The 16899-nt window shown below is 45.4% G+C and carries 14 protein-coding genes; 5 read left to right on the plus strand and 9 right to left on the minus strand.

The features are described 5' to 3' along the window. Positions 1-46: 46 nt before the first annotated feature. The gene (locus AB4323_RS18260; protein WP_017067927.1) at positions 47-685 is read right to left on the minus strand and encodes an RpiB/LacA/LacB family sugar-phosphate isomerase; all 639 of its coding nucleotides are present in this window, start codon (positions 683-685) and stop codon (positions 47-49) included. A 53-nt stretch (positions 686-738) separates the two neighbouring features. Continuing rightward, positions 739-1500, minus strand: coding sequence for a 2-dehydro-3-deoxy-D-gluconate 5-dehydrogenase KduD (kduD, locus tag AB4323_RS18265; RefSeq protein ID WP_017067926.1), 762 nt, complete (start codon positions 1498-1500; stop codon positions 739-741). Between the two features lie 316 nt (positions 1501-1816). On the opposite strand from kduD, the gene AB4323_RS18270 reads away from it, so the two are divergent. Both AB4323_RS18270 and AB4323_RS18275 read left to right on the plus strand, forming a co-directional pair. Next, entirely contained in the window at positions 1817-3148 is a 1332-nt protein-coding gene (locus tag AB4323_RS18270; RefSeq protein ID WP_136974696.1) for an MFS transporter, read from the plus strand. 191 nt (positions 3149-3339) lie between these two features. Continuing rightward, on the plus strand, positions 3340-4221 hold the full coding sequence (locus tag AB4323_RS18275) for a multidrug transporter (protein ID WP_371721016.1): 882 nt from the start codon (positions 3340-3342) through the stop codon (positions 4219-4221). Here the strand turns inward: AB4323_RS18275 and AB4323_RS18280 are convergent. Continuing rightward, complete coding sequence (locus AB4323_RS18280; RefSeq protein WP_136981756.1) at positions 4208-5398, minus strand: GGDEF domain-containing protein; 1191 nt, start codon at positions 5396-5398, stop codon at positions 4208-4210. The two genes, AB4323_RS18275 and AB4323_RS18280, sit on opposite strands and share 14 nt — an antisense overlap. 321 nt (positions 5399-5719) lie before the next feature. Here AB4323_RS18280 and AB4323_RS18285 point away from each other — a divergent pair, with 321 nt between their 5' ends. The 3 genes from AB4323_RS18285 (at position 5720) to AB4323_RS18295 (ending at position 9724) form a co-directional block, all read left to right on the plus strand. Further along, entirely contained in the window at positions 5720-6508 is a 789-nt protein-coding gene (locus tag AB4323_RS18285; protein WP_017059991.1) for a phytanoyl-CoA dioxygenase family protein, read from the plus strand. Positions 6509-6528: 20 nt separating this feature from the next. After that, positions 6529-7518 carry a zinc-dependent alcohol dehydrogenase family protein gene (locus tag AB4323_RS18290; protein WP_372153048.1) on the plus strand — a complete coding sequence of 330 codons (990 nt, stop codon included), beginning with the start codon at positions 6529-6531 and terminating at the stop codon, positions 7516-7518. 301 nt (positions 7519-7819) lie between these two features. Beyond that, positions 7820-9724 carry a bifunctional UDP-sugar hydrolase/5'-nucleotidase gene (locus tag AB4323_RS18295; RefSeq protein ID WP_372153050.1) on the plus strand — a complete coding sequence of 635 codons (1905 nt, stop codon included), beginning with the start codon at positions 7820-7822 and terminating at the stop codon, positions 9722-9724. Between the two features lie 259 nt (positions 9725-9983). Here the strand turns inward: AB4323_RS18295 and AB4323_RS18300 are convergent, their stop codons facing one another. From AB4323_RS18300 to fucP, 6 genes are all read right to left on the minus strand, one after another. Continuing rightward, positions 9984-11132 (minus strand): iron-containing alcohol dehydrogenase, encoded by a 1149-nt coding sequence (locus AB4323_RS18300; protein ID WP_017059994.1) that lies wholly within the window; start codon positions 11130-11132, stop codon positions 9984-9986. 46 nt (positions 11133-11178) lie between these two features. Beyond that, positions 11179-11826 carry an L-fuculose-phosphate aldolase gene (locus tag AB4323_RS18305; RefSeq protein WP_029236427.1) on the minus strand — a complete coding sequence of 216 codons (648 nt, stop codon included), beginning with the start codon at positions 11824-11826 and terminating at the stop codon, positions 11179-11181. Between the two features lie 18 nt (positions 11827-11844). After that, positions 11845-12279, minus strand: coding sequence for an L-fucose mutarotase (gene fucU, locus AB4323_RS18310; RefSeq protein WP_017059996.1), 435 nt, complete (start codon positions 12277-12279; stop codon positions 11845-11847). Then, positions 12272-13720 (minus strand): L-fuculokinase, encoded by a 1449-nt coding sequence (gene fucK / locus AB4323_RS18315; protein WP_372153052.1) that lies wholly within the window; start codon positions 13718-13720, stop codon positions 12272-12274. Before fucK ends, fucU begins: the two co-directional genes overlap by 8 nt. Before the next feature lie 59 nt (positions 13721-13779). Further along, positions 13780-15528, minus strand: coding sequence for an L-fucose isomerase (locus AB4323_RS18320; RefSeq protein ID WP_372153054.1), 1749 nt, complete (start codon positions 15526-15528; stop codon positions 13780-13782). 66 nt (positions 15529-15594) lie between these two features. After that, positions 15595-16764, minus strand: coding sequence for an L-fucose:H+ symporter permease (fucP, locus tag AB4323_RS18325; protein WP_017059999.1), 1170 nt, complete (start codon positions 16762-16764; stop codon positions 15595-15597). Between the last annotated feature and the right edge of the window lie 135 nt (positions 16765-16899).

Here is a 16899-nt window from a genome sequence, read left to right on the forward strand (position 1 = left end):
AAAGCCAGCCGAACAAGGCTGGCTCTATCAGAACTAAACGCTCTAATTAATCTAAAAGTGAACGAACATAATCAGCGATTTCTTGGTTTTGGCAATGCTCAAAGAAGCATTGTTGGAAACGTTCGCTGCCAACCGCTGTTTTCACTAGATCTTGGTCGATGGCTCTCAGAGAATCAATAAAGTTATCTTTTACCACCGCCGCTTTCACTTCATTCAAAATTGCTGCATTACGTTGCTGTGGTTCTGCACGCTCTAGTGGATACCCATTACCACGCTCGCCTGTGAACGCTTTTTCAAAGATATAACGAATGTTGAGTTCACCTGCCCAGCCAAAGCCTTTAGCAAAAGCGAGAGCGAGAGCATTACCGTTGTTAATTTGGTTAAACAAGAAAGCATCTGATGGCTCTAGGCAGTAACCACAAACCACCCCCGGATGCAGGTTCAGTGACATCAAAGCACCTTGGCCAGTGCCACATCCTGTCACAACAAAGTCAACAGCCTTTGAGTTAATCAGAATGCTCGCCATAATACCTAGATGAATATACGTTAAGTGGTGATCGTTCTCGTCTGTCATTCCTAGGTTGAAGACATCGTGACCAAAACCACCAGCAACTGACTCTAGTTCAGCTGATACCATAGCATTTTTGCCTGCTTGACTGTTTTCCATCATTAAAGCGATTTTCATTTATCTTCTCCTGCAAGATTGCTGCAAACTCAAAATTTAGAATAAAAAACTAATTAGCGTGCTAACCAACCACCGTCAACAGCAATGGTATAGCCATTAATGTAATCCGATGCTGATGATGCTAAGAACACACAAGGACCTGCGATATCTTGCGGTTTACCCCAACGTTCAGCCGGAATACGCTCAAGAATCGCTTGATTACGCTCAGCATCTTCACGCAGAGCTTGAGTATTGTTCGTTTCCATATAACCGGGGGCTATCGCATTCACGTTGATATTATCGCGCGCCCATTCGTTCGCCATCGCACGTGTCACGCCCATCACAGCACTTTTTGAAGCCGTATAGGAAGGAACTCGAATGCCACCTTGGAATGAGAGCATCGATGCAATGTTAATGATCTTTCCGCCAGTACCTTGAGCCTTAAATTGCTTTGCAACAGCCTGAGACATAAAGAACACCGTCTTGGTGTTCACGTTCATTACGTCATCCCAATCTTGCTCTGAGAACTCAATAGCATCTTGGCGGCGAATAATTCCTGCATTGTTCACGAGAATGTCGACTTGGCCAAACTCAGCCAAAGTGCGCTCTATAACCCCTGGAATGCACGCTTGCTCGAGAAGATCAGCACTCACGTTTAGGAACGAATGACCTGCTGCACTCATTTTCTCAATAGTCTCTTCAGGCTCTGTTCGGTTAACACCGACAACCTTACAACCGGCTTCCGCTAGGCCTAATGCAATACCTTGCCCAAGCCCCGTGTTACAGCCCGTCACTATCGCTACTTTACCTTCCAGACTGAATGACTCTAAGATCATGCTCGCTTCCTCAATTACATTGGATTCATTGCGTATCGTTATTACCAATAATTAAATCATACAATAAGATGTAAATACGAGAGCGACGTTGTAGAAGTTCGATCTTGCACCAAAATCAGTCGAACAAGTGAAACGGCACCACAAACTAAATGAATAGGGGAAAGTGATTTGAAGACGAGAAACCTATAACCCACTATGAACAATGAGTTCGAAGATCACCCAAACCAGATATTGTAGGGATTTGACAACAATTCATGATTTAAAAGAGTAAAAGGGTTATACATAATAATGTGTTATCTAAATTACTGAAATTATCATGACGCTCAAAGAGATCCTTAAAATTCCCAATGTCCGCTACTTCTTAATGTTTAGAAGCAGCTACTTTGCGCGTTTTTACTACCCTATATTCACCCTACTTTATTTAGATTACGGGTTAACCCTGTCTCAATTCGCGATGCTCAATGTAGTTTGGGCGGCCACCATTGTGCTTGCTGAAGTACCGTCGGGTGCATTCGCCGATACCTTAGGCCGCAAGAAACTGGTGGTGCTGTCTTCGATTGTGATGTTTGTTGAGATCGCCATGATAGCGCTCGTACCAACCGGAAACCCAGACTTGGTGTTCATTGTTTTTCTGATTAACCGGATTCTCAGTGGCTTAGCGATGGCACTGGCCAGCGGTGCTGACGAGGCATTGGCTTACGACACCTTAAAAGAACAAGGCAATGAAGAGTTGTGGCCTCGAGTGCTGCAAATCCAGCTTCGTGTCGCCTCAACGGTCGGTATCTTTGTCACACTAATTGGTGCGGCGATGTACGACGTGAATTTTATGACGAACATCTTTCATTTCCTTGGACTAGCCGAACCAGAAAGCACCAAAGATCTGATGCGTATTCCTGTGTTCGCCACCCTATTTGTAGCGATGATCGCTATCTATGCCGCGATTAATATGCGCGAAGAAAAGAAGGTGATGCCAAGCGACCAAACCAAATTGGCAACCACCATCTCAAGTCTTAAATTGACGATCGATGCAGGTAAATGGGTATTCGCTACGCCTTACGTGCTGTTCATCTTGCTCTACTACAGCCTATTCGAACACACCTCACGCATGTTCCTAACCATGAACAGCCAATACTATCTGGCCATTGATATTCCAATTATCTACTTTGGTTTTATTGGTGCGGGTATCAGCTTGCTTAAGATTATATTGGCAGGACAAAGCCGAAGATTAGCAGAGAGTATGGAGGCTAAAACCTTCATTGTGGTTATGGGATTGGCAAGCATGGCGACTTATTACTGGATCAGTTTAGGTTGGTCGATTTACGGAGTCATTCCGGCACTAGTATTAATCTTTATCATCATGACGATGAACATTTTCATCAGCTACCACCTGAATAAAAAAACCGAATCACACAACAGAGCCACCGTTCTTAGTTTCAAAGGTTTGATGTTTAACCTCGGATACGGTCTGATCGGTATCTTGTACGCTTACTACTATAAGTTGGTGTCTCAGGGCTACACCGAACAAGAAATAGAACAGAACCTTGCCTTCTTGGCCTCACTGTCTTCTTTTTTCTATTACTTCACCTTACTGTTCGTTTTGATCAGCGCGCTGTTCTACTTCAAGAACAGAAAAGAAGCGATTTTCTAAACAATCGATTGATGTCGAGTGACAAGTAAATGAAGCCGTTAAGGTTTACAGCGCAAGTTTTAAAGACCGAATATTCTTCAAAACCGAGCGATTCACGCAACTGACTATTGCTTATTAAAAGAACAAGTCGCTTCTTATATTGGTTTTATTTGTTAATATAATCAGCAAATTACATAACACATGGACGCGTCATGTCTTTTAGTTGGATAGCCTTTACTCTCCTTGCTGCCTTTAGCCAATCTTGGCGCAATGCCTTTCAAAGTAAATTAAGTGGCACCATGAGCGTGGCTGGCGTAACGTTAGCGCGATTTATTTGGGCTAGCCCTATCGCCCTTATTTACCTCTGCGCCCTCTATCAATGGCAGCCCGTATCCGCACCGGATTTTTCGGGTGAGTTTGTTTTCTATATTGTTGCTGCCGCCATCATGCAGATCCTCGCGACCGGCTTAATGGTGATGCTGTTCAAGCTCGAAAACTATGCGATAGGCGCAGGCTTAGCCAAGTGTGAAGCCCCCGTATCTGCTGTGCTATCCGTATTGTTTTTTGGTACTGCTTTGACACTAACAGGTTGGGTCGGCGTACTTATTGGTACTTTAGGCGTGCTAATCATGAGTAGCGCTTCTGGCTGGCGAAGCTTGTCCCCGAAAGTGTTCTTATTAGGTATGACGTGTAGCACCGCCTTTGCTTTAACGTCTCTTTGGGTACGGGAAGCAAGTTTGAGCATAGGGTTGCCCTTCCCTCATAGCGCTGCTTGGGTGCTGTTCCTCGTCATTTCCCTTCAGACAGTGATTATCTGTACGTATCTCTTTTTCAGAGAACGCGACACGCTGCGCCTGATATTCAAGAAGTCGAAACTAGTCATCATGACAAGCTTAGCGAGTGTTATCGGTTCTCTGGGTTGGTTTAGCGCGATGTCGCTTCAAGCCGTGCCGTACGTAAAGACACTCGGGCAAGTCGAAGTGATCTTCATGGTGTTGATATCCTATTTCTGGTTAGGGCAAAGCATCGCGCGCAAAGACATTCTTGCGCTCATCTTGCTTTCTATCGCAGCAGTATTGGTTATGTGGCAGTGACGAGCTCGTTAATATGACTAGGACAAATTGAAGTCATATTGCGACCGTTTGTTTTCGCTTGATATAACGCTTTGTCGGCTCGGCTAATAAACCCATTCCAACTCTCATGCGGGTGAAGCTGAGCAACACCAAAACTCGATGTCAGAAACATCTCATGTTCTTGTACTGCTGATACCTCTGAAATAGACAATCGTAACTTGCAGGCAATAACCTGAGCTTGTTGGAAATCGACATTAGGCAATAAAATCATTATCTCGTCTCCGCCAAAACGAAACGCACTGGCTTTAGGCGATGTTTTTATCGCACTTTGAACCATTTCAGCAAAAGACTTGATCACGAGGTCACCTACAATGTGTCCGTGTTGGTCATTGATCGACTTAAAATTATCAATATCCATCATAATGGCACTAACAGGTGCAGTTTCCGCCTGCTTCATGATAACTGGAACCATCTCATCTAATGCTCTGCGGTTTCCCAGTACCGTTAGAGGATCGCTGTAGGACAGCTCGTGAATAGAACTAAGCAACCTTGCGTTAATCAGCCAAAGCATTGTAAAGCTCATCGACACAATAAGAACGATGCTCACTAAAAAGGCAAGTTGATGAATGAGAGTGGCCGCCATGAAATCCTGGAGCTCAGTTGAAAATAGCGTCACCACAACTCGAAAAACCATAAACCCGCCATATATCGTAAATGACAAGGCCATCATCCGAATACCTAGAGTCAAGTCATCACGCCGGCCCTTTAATACCGCAAAGGCAGTGCAAAGAGTCACAAAAGCCAGATATAAACTAATGAGGATAATTCGAGCCTTTATGGAAGGCTCATAGAACGTGAAGTAAATAAAACATGGCAAAAGAGCCAACATCATTAGACTACTGAGGTAGGTGCATTTGAGAGAGTATTCTCGAAACAGACATAAGCTATACAAGGCGAGATGAAAACCAAGCGCAATGACCATATTGGCACCAATAACGGTGACCCAATCAGGGAACTCCCCTCTTAGGCTCAACATCAACGGCCCAGTTCCGATAACAAATATTGAAATGGAAAAGATTGAAAGCCCTTTAATGGACTGTTGAGTGAATTGAAATAACAACAAGCCAATACAGTAAATGAAAGAGAACAAAATAATAATAAAATTAAGTGTTCTCATATCCAGCGAAAAACCATCCATGATTTTCTATCTTCCATACGCAACCAAATTTCAACATGGTCAATAATCATGCAAACCACAAAAACATTCACCATATGAATCTTTTCATTTTATAAAAAAAGGGGGTAGATCACATATGCGGAGATTTTTGTCGCATGAGTCCATGATGTGGATAGGCATGTAACACTCGCCCTCAATATTGCTTCATAACATCACCGAATCTACAGGCTTCTTCACTCGTTACTTGGTTGAATAACAACTGTCTGGCATTATGCGCCCAAGAAATCTCTAGGGGCTGTTGACCTTAGTTATTATACAGCAAAGAATGAACGAAGGTAGTCAGTGGTAGAAAACAGCCAACAATTAAGTGACCGTTACGACGAACATGGTTACTTTGTTATCAGAAATTATTTCAATGAAGCTCAAATTGCATCGCTTAGAAAAGTCGTGCTGAAATTTCATGAATCATGGAAAGCAGACAACGAAGAATTCTATAAAGAAGAAGCATTTAACTCGTCTTTAATTACGGGAAGCGAGTATTTGCCTGCCGACGATAGAAGCGTGCTTTTCGACTTCATCAGCTCGAAACAAGTGATGGATGTGGTTGATGCGGTGATTCCGAACAAGCCGGCATTCATGAATACACAGCTGTTCTTCAACCCAGTAAACCCGCAGCAAAAAGACTTCTGGCATCGTGACTGTCAATACGACTACGACATTGATGACCAGATGAAAGTCATCATGGAAACCCAAGTATTGCATCTGCGAGTGCCCCTTTTTGATGAGCCCGGCATGGAACTTATCCCCGGCACGCACAAACGTTGGGATAACGAAGAAGAGTACAATGTTCGCCAAGAAGAAAACGGCAAAGTGAGCAGCGATGACATCTCTGGTGGTAAGCAGATACCGTTAGCCGCAGGTGACTTATTGGTGTTTTCAGCGGATATGATCCACCGAGGCCGATATGGCTTGGATCGTTTGGCTTTGGATATTTTGATCTTCGATTCGGCGGCAGACTATGTCGACTACGTTGATGACGACTGTTTACCGACGCCAGCTATGTTAAGCAATATTAGCGACCCAAGGTTGTTTATGAACACGCTACACTTAAAATCAATGCAGTACTCATAATCCATAAAGGTGCCCAAACTATGACTGACACTAAGCAAAATACCCGAATTAGCCAGTTCCGTTTCGGTCAGCCAAAAGAATCTCTCAAGTTAGAACATGTCGCTTTAGGGGTACTAGACAGAGATAAAGTTCGCGTACAAATTGAAGCGACTAACATCAACCCTAGTGATCTGTTGTCGATTTATGGTGTGGGCCAATACAAACATAGCCATCAGCCGCCGAGAGTACCGGGATTTGAAGCGGTAGGAAGGATTGTAGAATCCAGCAGTGCTGAGTTTATAGTGAATCAACGAGTGCTTGTGGCAACCAGTGGAACATGGCAGAACTATGTTGATGTCTCACCAGATGATCTGTTCCAAATTCCTCAACATTTAGACAATGGCTACGCCTGTCAGTTGTACATTAATGCGCTAACCGCATGGGTGCTAACGACAGAAATAGCCAAGCTGACCCAAGAGGATGTGTTGATCATCAACGCGGGCAGTTCAGCCATCGGTAAGATCTTCTCCCAGTTATCAGCATCACTCGGCTTCAACATCATTGTCGTTACATCACAGCAGACACAATACCCTGCCACTTCCTGTTGGGTGATAGATGCGAACGCTGATCTAGTTTCTCAAATTAAGGCATTAGGCTTGCCTATGCCAACCGTTGCCTTTGATGCGATTGGCGGCTCACCCGGAACCGATCTTGTTCACACCCTTGGCAACAACGGGCGCTTTATCAACTATGGGACGCTGTCGTTGGATTTTTACGAGCCACGCTTCTTTGAGTACGCGAAAAACCAACACATCGATTTCAGCACCTTCTTCTTGCGTTATTGGGAGGAAGCAGAAGGTAAAGATGTTCGCCGTGATAAGTTCACGACCATGCTAGATCACTTCATCACAAACGACATTCAGCTCGACGTTGACCGCTATCTACCATTCGATGAAGTGCAAACCGCGATTGATCTCATTGAATCGAAAACCACACGCCTAGAGGGCAAGATCATCTTACTGCCACAGTAAGTGAGAGTTGGACGATATATACCTTGTTTATTTCAACAGGCAAGACGTTCAACAGCTTACAAGCGTGCTTGTTAATACACCATCGCTTAGGAAGTTTGATTAAAGAAATCGAAGATTGAAAAGATAGCGAAGAGTTGTGGTGCATTTCTCCATAACTTAAGTGGTTACGAGATGGTCATGAATCACATTTATTTGAAACATCAATTAGTTATATCATTAGAAATGTGATACTGATCACCCATAAGATAACCTCGATTCTATATGGTAGCGTCATACTTAAAACCACGATGTGAACATACTTATGAAAAGACACATACTATCAAGCGCCATCCTACTCTCTCTAGCCTTTCCCACCTTTGCAGCTGATGGCGATATACACGATGTCACGATACTGGGTACTTCAGATATCCACGGTCATTTTATGGCGTGGGATTACGCGGCAGATAAACTCAACACTCGTGGTAGCTTGAGCCAAATCGCGACCAAAGTTGGTGAGATCCGCAAAGAGCAATCTAACATTATCCTTGTCGACGCTGGCGATACCATCCAAGGCAACTTCGTAGAAACCTTCAAAGACGAGCCCGTTGATCCAATGATGCTTGGCTTTAATCACATGAAATACGATGTGTGGGTTTTAGGTAACCACGAATTCGACTTTGGCCTCAAAACCCTCAACAGGGCCGTTACCCAATTTAAAGGGCAGTCTCTCGGTGGCAACATAAAGAACAAAAACGGAAACCCATTCCTGCCTGGTTACACCATCCTAGAACGCGGTAGCATTAAGATCGGCGTGATCGGAATGGATACCCCAATGACGGAGGTCTTTGCGCAAGGTACCAACCGTTTAGAAGGCGTCACTTTCACTAATCCAACCTTGGAAGTGAAGAAAATCGTCAAAGAGATTGATGATAAAGTGGATGCCATCATATTGGTTGCCCATATGGGAATTGAGAACGAGAATGACATTGCCGACACCGGTGTCACCGACATTGCCAATGCAAACCCAGAGCTTGATGCCATCGTCGCTGGCCACATGCACACTCGCATCGATAAAGCCGTTGTAAATGGCGTTATTATTACTGAACCCGACAAATATGGCCGCGCCCTATCTCGTATTGATCTTCAATTTGAAGAGCGCGATGGCACATTCACTCTCGTCAACAAAGACAGCTTCACCTATAAAATTAAAGGTATCGACTCTGATGAGAATATGGACGAGTTATACCAGCCTTACCACAAACAACTCCGAGAAATGGCGAACAGACCTGTCGCTCAACTTACCGGCGTTGATTTAGTCCCAGAAAACGAAATCCGCGGTATCCCTCAAGTCCATGTTCAAGACACAGGCATCAGTGCGCTATTCCAAGAAGCGAGCTTCTTCTATGCACCCAAAGCCAATGTCATTGCACTTCAAATAGACAACGACAATGCAGAGCTCGATGTTGGCCCAATCAAAGCCAAAGACATCGCGTACAACTACCAATACGCAGGTGGCGAAATCACTGTCTATCAGATGACAGGCAAAGAGTTAAGAACCTACATGGAATGGTCTGCAGGCTACTTCAACTCAGTACAACCTGGCGATGTGACCTACAGCTTTAACCCTGAACGTAGAGCTTCAAAATATTCGACCAATGACTTCTTCGCGGGCGTGACTTATACCATCGACCTCACTCAACCTGCAGGTACCCGCATCACCAACCTCGCGTTTGCTGATGGCACACCGGTTACTGATCAAACAGAGATCCGTATTGGTATGAATAGCTATCGAATGGGTCATCTAACCAAGAAAGGCGGCGTGCTAGAAGGTGAATCATTCCCTGTACTCTTTGATACGGAAGCAGAGTATGGAGAAGAAGCAGGCACGATTCGTAACATGACTATCAAATATCTTAAAGAAGAAAAGAACGGCCAGTATGAGGGTAAGCCTCAACAACGATGGGCACTTTCTGGTTTAGAGAGTCGTTACAATGAACAGCGTGAGATCGTAAAATCATTGATTAATGATAAAACCATATCAATCCCAACCAGTGACGATGGCCGCTACACAAACATCGCTTCTATCAACGTAAAAGAACTGATGTTCAAATCTGACGAAGCCAAACAAGCAGCCATAACCACACGCGAAAAGAAACTGGCGCAGGCGACTGAGCAAGAGAGTAAGCAAATCAAACGCGAAATCACTCTGATCAAAGCGCTCAATTAAGCCCTGACCTAAAACCAATAACGACTTAACAACGCTTGGAGCGTGGTTAGGTCGTTGTCATTCCCACCCTACAACATCACATCTGTACTGAGTAAAACGGTTAATATTGGATGAATGATCTGCAAAGGCCAACTCATAGTTGGACAAAATCTTCTCAGCGAGTTTCCTAAATTAGTGATTTATGAATCACTTCAAGTATTGCAAACCTCCAATCAAGTGGCCAAATTCACTCAGCCACTACAGTACCACTACACGGTTGCTATAACGCCAACTCGTAAAGGTGATAAACGTCTTCACTGGTCAACGTTCTTGGGTTGCCTCCCATACAAACATCATCCATGGCTTTTTGAACCCAACCATCAATATCCGCATGCTTAACCCCAAGATGAGCCAGCCCAGAAGGGATACCCACTTCACGAGACAACGTGCAAATCAGGTCCACCGCTAATAGGGCTGCATTAGTGTCGTCTAACTGAGACGTATCCCCACCCATCGCTTCAGCTACTTCCCTAAACGCACTTGGAATCGTTTGAGCATTGAATGCGCTCACCACAGGCAGCAAGATAGCATTACAAACGCCATGCGCTAGGTTGTGTGTTGCCGAAGGCTGATGTGACAACGCATGAACCGCGCCTAATCCGGCTGAGTTGAACGACATCCCCGCTAAAAATTGCGCATCAGCAAGTGCCGACCGAGCTTCTATGTTCGCTCCATCCTTTACTGCCATAGGCAGCCATTTGGCAATTAGCTTAACCGCCTCGAGTGCGGTCGGAAGTGTTAAACGATGGGCGCCAGGAGTCACAACCGACTCAATGGCATGGGTCAGCGCATCCATACCCGTTGCAGCGGTAACAGAGGCAGGCAAACCAACCATCAATGATGGGTCGTTAACCGCAACATCTGGAATCTGTTTGGTGTCGACGATCACCATCTTAACGAGATTCTTCTCATCGGTAATCACCGAATTGGACGTCATCTCCGCCGCTGTTCCCGCCGTTGTATTAATAGCAATAAAGAACGCACCGCTATTCTTAACCAGGCCGACCCCATTATAATCGGTGATTTCGCCTTCATTTGATGTGACAATACGAATCGCTTTCGCACAATCAATAGGGCTACCGCCACCAACCGCAATCAAACAATCGCACCCGCTCTGTTGGTAAAACTCAGCACCTTGATTAACCAAACTAACGGTCGGGTTAGGGGTGACCTTATCAAAGGTGACATAATCGAACCCTTTATCATCGAGTGCACAATAAAGAGAATCTAATATCCCCAATTCAATAAGGTTTTTATCTGTCACTATCATTGCTTTTTTTACGGGTCGACAGTCCAACACTGCAACAGATTCTGCCACCGCACCTACGCCGGATAATGATAGTTTTGGTAAATTTAATGCAAACACCATAGTCATTCCTTTACGGTAAGAGCCCGACGGATCGGGCCGATATCAATTACTTCTCAACTCGCAATCCATACGTCTTGAACTTATCGAGTACATGATCCATCTCTTGGTTTGGAAGCACTGGAACGTCTGGCTGAATCGCTGCACACTTGAGATAAAGCTCAGCCAATACCTCGGTTTCATGTGCTAACCACAATGCTTTCTTCAGATTTTCACCAACGGTGATCATGCCATGATGTTGAAGAAGAATAGATTTACTTTGACGAATGCCAGCATCTACATAATCAGCCAACTTAGGAGAGCCAAAGGTAGCATAAGGTACACAAGGTATTTCTGCCGCGCCCGATGCTGCAACCATATAGTGGATCGCCTGGATTGGACGATTGAGTATAGACACTGCTGTCGCGTTAATGGCGTGGTTGTGAACAACGGCATGGCAATCCTCTCTCGCTTGGTAGCAGGTTAGGTGGAAAGCCCATTCGCTTGATGGAATTTTGCCTTCCTCAAATTCTCCGGATTCGCTTACAAAAACGATCTTTTCCGGTGTCAGATTCTCATATTCAATACCCGTTGGAGTGATCAATAAACCACCTTCATAGCGCACCGAGACATTACCTGCGGTGCCTTGGTTTAATCCCAGCTTAGTCATCTCTAAGCATGTATCGATAATGTCTTGTGCTAGTTCATTTCTTGTTATTGTCATCGTATTACTTCCTTAAGCTGGCGTTACGCCTTTCTTTAAAATGATGTTTCCGTATTTAGCGGTTTCGCCCGTCAGTACAACTGCAAAGCATTTTTCGGCGCGGTCGTAAAAATCAAAACGATCCATGTGTTCTAATGCAGGCTTGTCTTTCGTGGTCTTTGTGATTGCCGCCATGTATTTCGATTCAACTGTTGGGTCGAGCTGGTCACCCTCTACTGCTTGCATCATGATCAGCGGGCTTTGGCAGTACACGTCGAGCTCAAATAGCGGTATTGTGCCCTCTAACAGCGTATCGATATTCACGCCATCGGCTCTTAGCACCACATGCGATCCAAACGTCTCCGCAGGAAAATGGGCGTCGGCAAACAGAATTTCATCGCCATGCCCCATTCGACTTAATACGGCAAGCAGTTCTGGGCTTATTGCCGGATGGATTCCTTTAAGCATTGTGTAATTCCTCCAATAACTGGGCGTATTGTTCACGGCTCTCAGACGGGGTGATGACTTGGTAAGCAGGCTTCATATTTTCTTGGGCATGATTGGCATCAATAAATACCCCAGCCCCTGCAAAGGCATACATCGCTGCCCCCGTCACTGTGGCTTCAGGCTGTTCAACCACATGGATAGGGATGCCAACAACGTCAGCTCTTATTTGGTTCCACAGTCTATTTTTAGACCCACCACCCACCACCATTAAACACTCGGTATTTAAGCGACAAGTCGTGGAAAGATAGTGCAGACTGCTCTTGAGTTTGAAGGCCAGTCCTTCTAGAGCGGCGCGGTATATCTCGCCCCTTGTGGCATTAATGGACAGGCCAGTAATCGCACCATTTCCTTTACCGTCACCACCAAGTAAAAAGGATGGATCGAACCTAACGCCATTTGCACCGATAGGGGCCGCTTCCCCTTCCGAAACCATCACCGCGTATTTACTGCTGCTCTCGGCAATATCCGTAAAGTAGGTGTTGGCGACCCATTCCATTACTGCACTAGAGAGCCATTGGATTGCTGGGTTAAACAAATCATTTTTAGCATCAAGCTCTGTTGTCATGCCCTCTTTGAGATAGTCAGGTTTTAACTGAGGACGTGGCGAACGAGCCATCAAGATCTCCCAAGTCCCTGAGCTTAAGAAAGACTGATTCTCTTTGGCACCAGAGCCGAACAAAGCAAACTGAGTGTCGTGACCTGCTGAAATCACTGGAACTCTGTTTGGAATGCCAAGCAGGAAGGCGACATCGTCTTTTAAACAACCCACTATTTCGCCCGCTTCAACCATGGGAGGAAAGTGCGCCTTCGTCAGCTCTAGGTACTGTAATACCCCTTCATTCCAGTCACCGCTGTCTAGGTCCGTCATCATCGACGTGCCAGCCATCGTTCGATCGGTTGTTAATTCGCCCGTCAGCTTTTGTGTCAACATCGACGAAATAAACACCCACTTATCCATATTGCTATAGACTTTTGGTTCGTTGTCTTTCAACCACTTAAGCTTGAATAAGGTATTGAACGAATAATCCCCGATGCCGTTGGTCAAATACAGTTCATCGCGGTCAATATCTTGCGAGATCTGGCTCATCACAGGCGCGGTACGAGCACATTTCCAAGAAATAATGGGATAGATCTGCTTTCCATCTTTATCGAAGGGCGCCCCGTCCACTCCAAAGGTAGTGACAGAAACGGCAACAATATCCGTCGAATTAATTTGAGCCGTTACCTGCTTTGAACACTCAACAAGCTTTTTCCAAATCTGTTGAAAATCCCAAACATGTTTAGTGCCATTCTGTAGCGTTTCATTAGCAATATAGTGCGACGCAACAATTTCACCTTGCTGGTTAATCGCAATAGAGCGGACGTTGGTGGCTCCGCAATCAAGAATAATAGCAATCGACATAACTCACCCCTTTAAGGCCTACCCCAAGTTGGGGCAGGCAAAATTAGTTACCTATTGAATTACTTATAGATAGGGCCGAAGTTCTGACAAGCGCGATAGTCCTGTCCCTCAACATCCTGACCAAATGCAGACCAAGTATGCGGACGAAAGATGTCTTGGCTATCCACGTTATGCATCGATACCGGAATACGCAGCATTGCAGCGAGAGAGATTAAATCGCCGCCAACGTGGCCTGAAGTGATAACACAGTGGTTAGCGCCCCAGTTTGCCATAACGTCATAAACCGATTTAAATGCGCCTTGGCCAGTCAAGCGAGGGACGAACCAGGTCGTTGGCCAAGTCGCGTTAGTGCGCTCATTTAGGGTATTATGAACATCTTCTGGCAGTTCGATAGAGTGCCCCTCAGCAATTTGCAGCACTGGACCAATACCCGAGATAATGTTGATTCGATGCATAGTAAATGGCATACCACCTTCAGTTAGGAACTGAGACGAGAAGCCGCCCCCACGGAAGTATTCTTCAATGGCTGGGCACCATTTCGTTGCATTTAGAGACGCTTCAACGTCGGCTTGTGTCAGTTCCCAGTGCGGTTTCATCGCCGGCTTACCATCAGCTGTTCTCGCTTTACCTGCCCCATCGAGCGCTGCTGAGCCAGAGTTAACCAGGTGCAAGAAACCGGAATCTGGGCGGATCCCTGTCACACGCTCTACCGCATCTTCAGACCAGTAGGTACGAACATCATGGAAAACCTGAGCCTCACCCGTCAGTAGCTTACCAAACATCATATTTACGCCGTTCAACGCGTCGTTTTCTGTTGCCACACAGATTGGTTCACGAATGCCGTTCCAATCAAATGAGGAGTTCAAGATGGCCTCTGAAAAATCGCCATTGGGCAAATGATCTGTCCAATGACGCTGACCTTGGAAGCCAGCCAGAATAGCATTGTGTCCTAGCGATTCTTCACCAAAGCCTAGCTCTGCAAGTTTTGGGTTGCCTTGCATCAAATCGCGCATGATCATGGTCATCTTAATGACGGTATCCCAATCCTCTGCTTTACGCTCTTCGGTGAAAGGGGTGCCGTTATAATCTTTACCTTCTTTACACCAGTCTCGTACCCAAGCACGTGCCAGTTCAAACTCTTTCTTGTCATAGACTTCTCGATCCAAACGGCGTTTGATTTCTGTCATATCGACATATTCATTACGCATGCCCAGATACTTCTGGAAGAACTCAGGGTTAACCACAGAGCCCGCGATGCCCATAGATACAGAGCCCATCGAGAGATAAGATTTACCGCGCATTGACGCGACGGCTAAACCTGCACGGCAGAAGCGAAGAATCTTGTCCTGTACGTCACTTGGGATTGACTCGTCTCCTGCGTCTTGCACTTCTTTGCCGTAAATTGAGAATGCCGGTAAACCCACTTGTGAGTGGCCTGCCATCGCGGCGGCTAGGTATACTGCACCTGGACGCTCAGTACCATTGAAACCCCAGATGGCTTTTGGTGTATGCGGGTCCATATCAATGGTTTCTGTGCCATAACACCAACACGGTGTTACTGTCAGTACAAGGCCCACATTTTCACGTTTAAATTTGTCAGCCGTCGCAGCAGATTCTGCTACACCACCAATACAAGAGTCGGCAAGGACACACTCCACTTTCTCTCCGCTAGCATGGCGAATATTCTCTTGAATAAAATGAGCTGCGCGCTGAGCCATTCCCATAGTTTGATCTTCAAGAGATTCGCGTACACCCATTTGACGACCGTCGATGGTAGGACGAATACCGATTTTAACTAACTGTGACATCATTGATGTTCCTTATTATTTCTTTAATTCAGGGGGCAGGTTAATGCTGCCCCTGTGGATAATTCTTTACTTAACTTGGTAACCTTTTGCGCCGTAGTACACTAGGTAAACGAAGCCAATGAATGGGATAACAAATGCGGCACCAATGCCTGCTGCATCTGAGATTTGCCCCATGATGGCGGTTAGCAGTGCACCACCCAGGATTGCCATGATTAAGAAGCTTCCACCAAACTTTGAATCAGACCCTAAATCTCTCAGTGATAGCCCAAAAATAGTCGGGAACATCAGAGACATACATGCAGACACACCGACTAGTGCATAAGCTCCTGCTAACCCACCCACTACCATGATTACAGCGACTAAAATCGCAGCGATCGCAGCCAAAGCAGCAAGTAGTTTTTGTGGTTCAATGTGTTTCATCAGCGCGACACAAACCCAGCGCATGACAGAGAAAATCACAATAGATGTCAGTAGGTATGTTGATGCTTCTGCTTCTGTACCGCCGACTTCTTGCATCACGTAACGAATAGTCCATGACCAACAACCAATTTGCGCACCGACATAGAAAAACTGAGCTAACACGCCTTTGGTGAAGTGGCTTCGCTTGACAATACGGCGGTACGCCTGACCAAATGTAGACTCACCGGTAGTACTTGTGTCCTTTGCGGCCGGCATCTTAGTTTTAAGAATCAATAGCCAAATTAAAGCAATAACAACTGCTACGCCCATATAGGGCATCATTACTGCGTACAGTTCGTCAGATTGAATTTTCGCTAGTTCGTCAGCAGCCATGGCCGCACGTTCACTATCCGTTGCAGGGTTTAGTTGCGATAAGATGTAAAATTTGCCAATTAACACCCCAGTGATCGAACCAATAGGGTTACAAGCTTGAGCAATATTTAGACGTCGAGTTGCGGTTTCTTCAGGACCCATCGCTAATATGTATGGGTTGGCACTTGTTTCTAGAATGGAGAGACCGCCAGCTAGAACAAATAATGCCAGCAAGAAAGGTAAATATTCCATTGCTTGCGCGGCGGGATAAAATAGCAGTGCGCCGGTTGCAAACAATCCAAGGCCCAAAAGCACTCCGGCTTTATAACTGTATCGCTGTATGAAAAGCGCAGCGGGAAGAGCCAAACAAAAATAAGCGCCATAGAAAGCCGTTTGTACCAAACCGGATTGCATATCGGTTAAAGTAAATACTTTTCGAAACTGTGCAATAAGTACATCAGTCATGTTATTTGCCAAACCCCACATGGCAAAACAACAACATAGTAGCCAAAAAGCAAATTTAATTTCCTTTGGTATTACCTCTACTTTATTATTCCTCTGTGTTTCAGACGAACTTATATTGAGAGTATCATTCATAAG

The organism is Vibrio sp. 10N.261.52.C11 (genome assembly GCF_041471405.1).
Classification (GTDB): Bacteria; Pseudomonadota; Gammaproteobacteria; order Enterobacterales; family Vibrionaceae; genus Vibrio; species Vibrio crassostreae_C.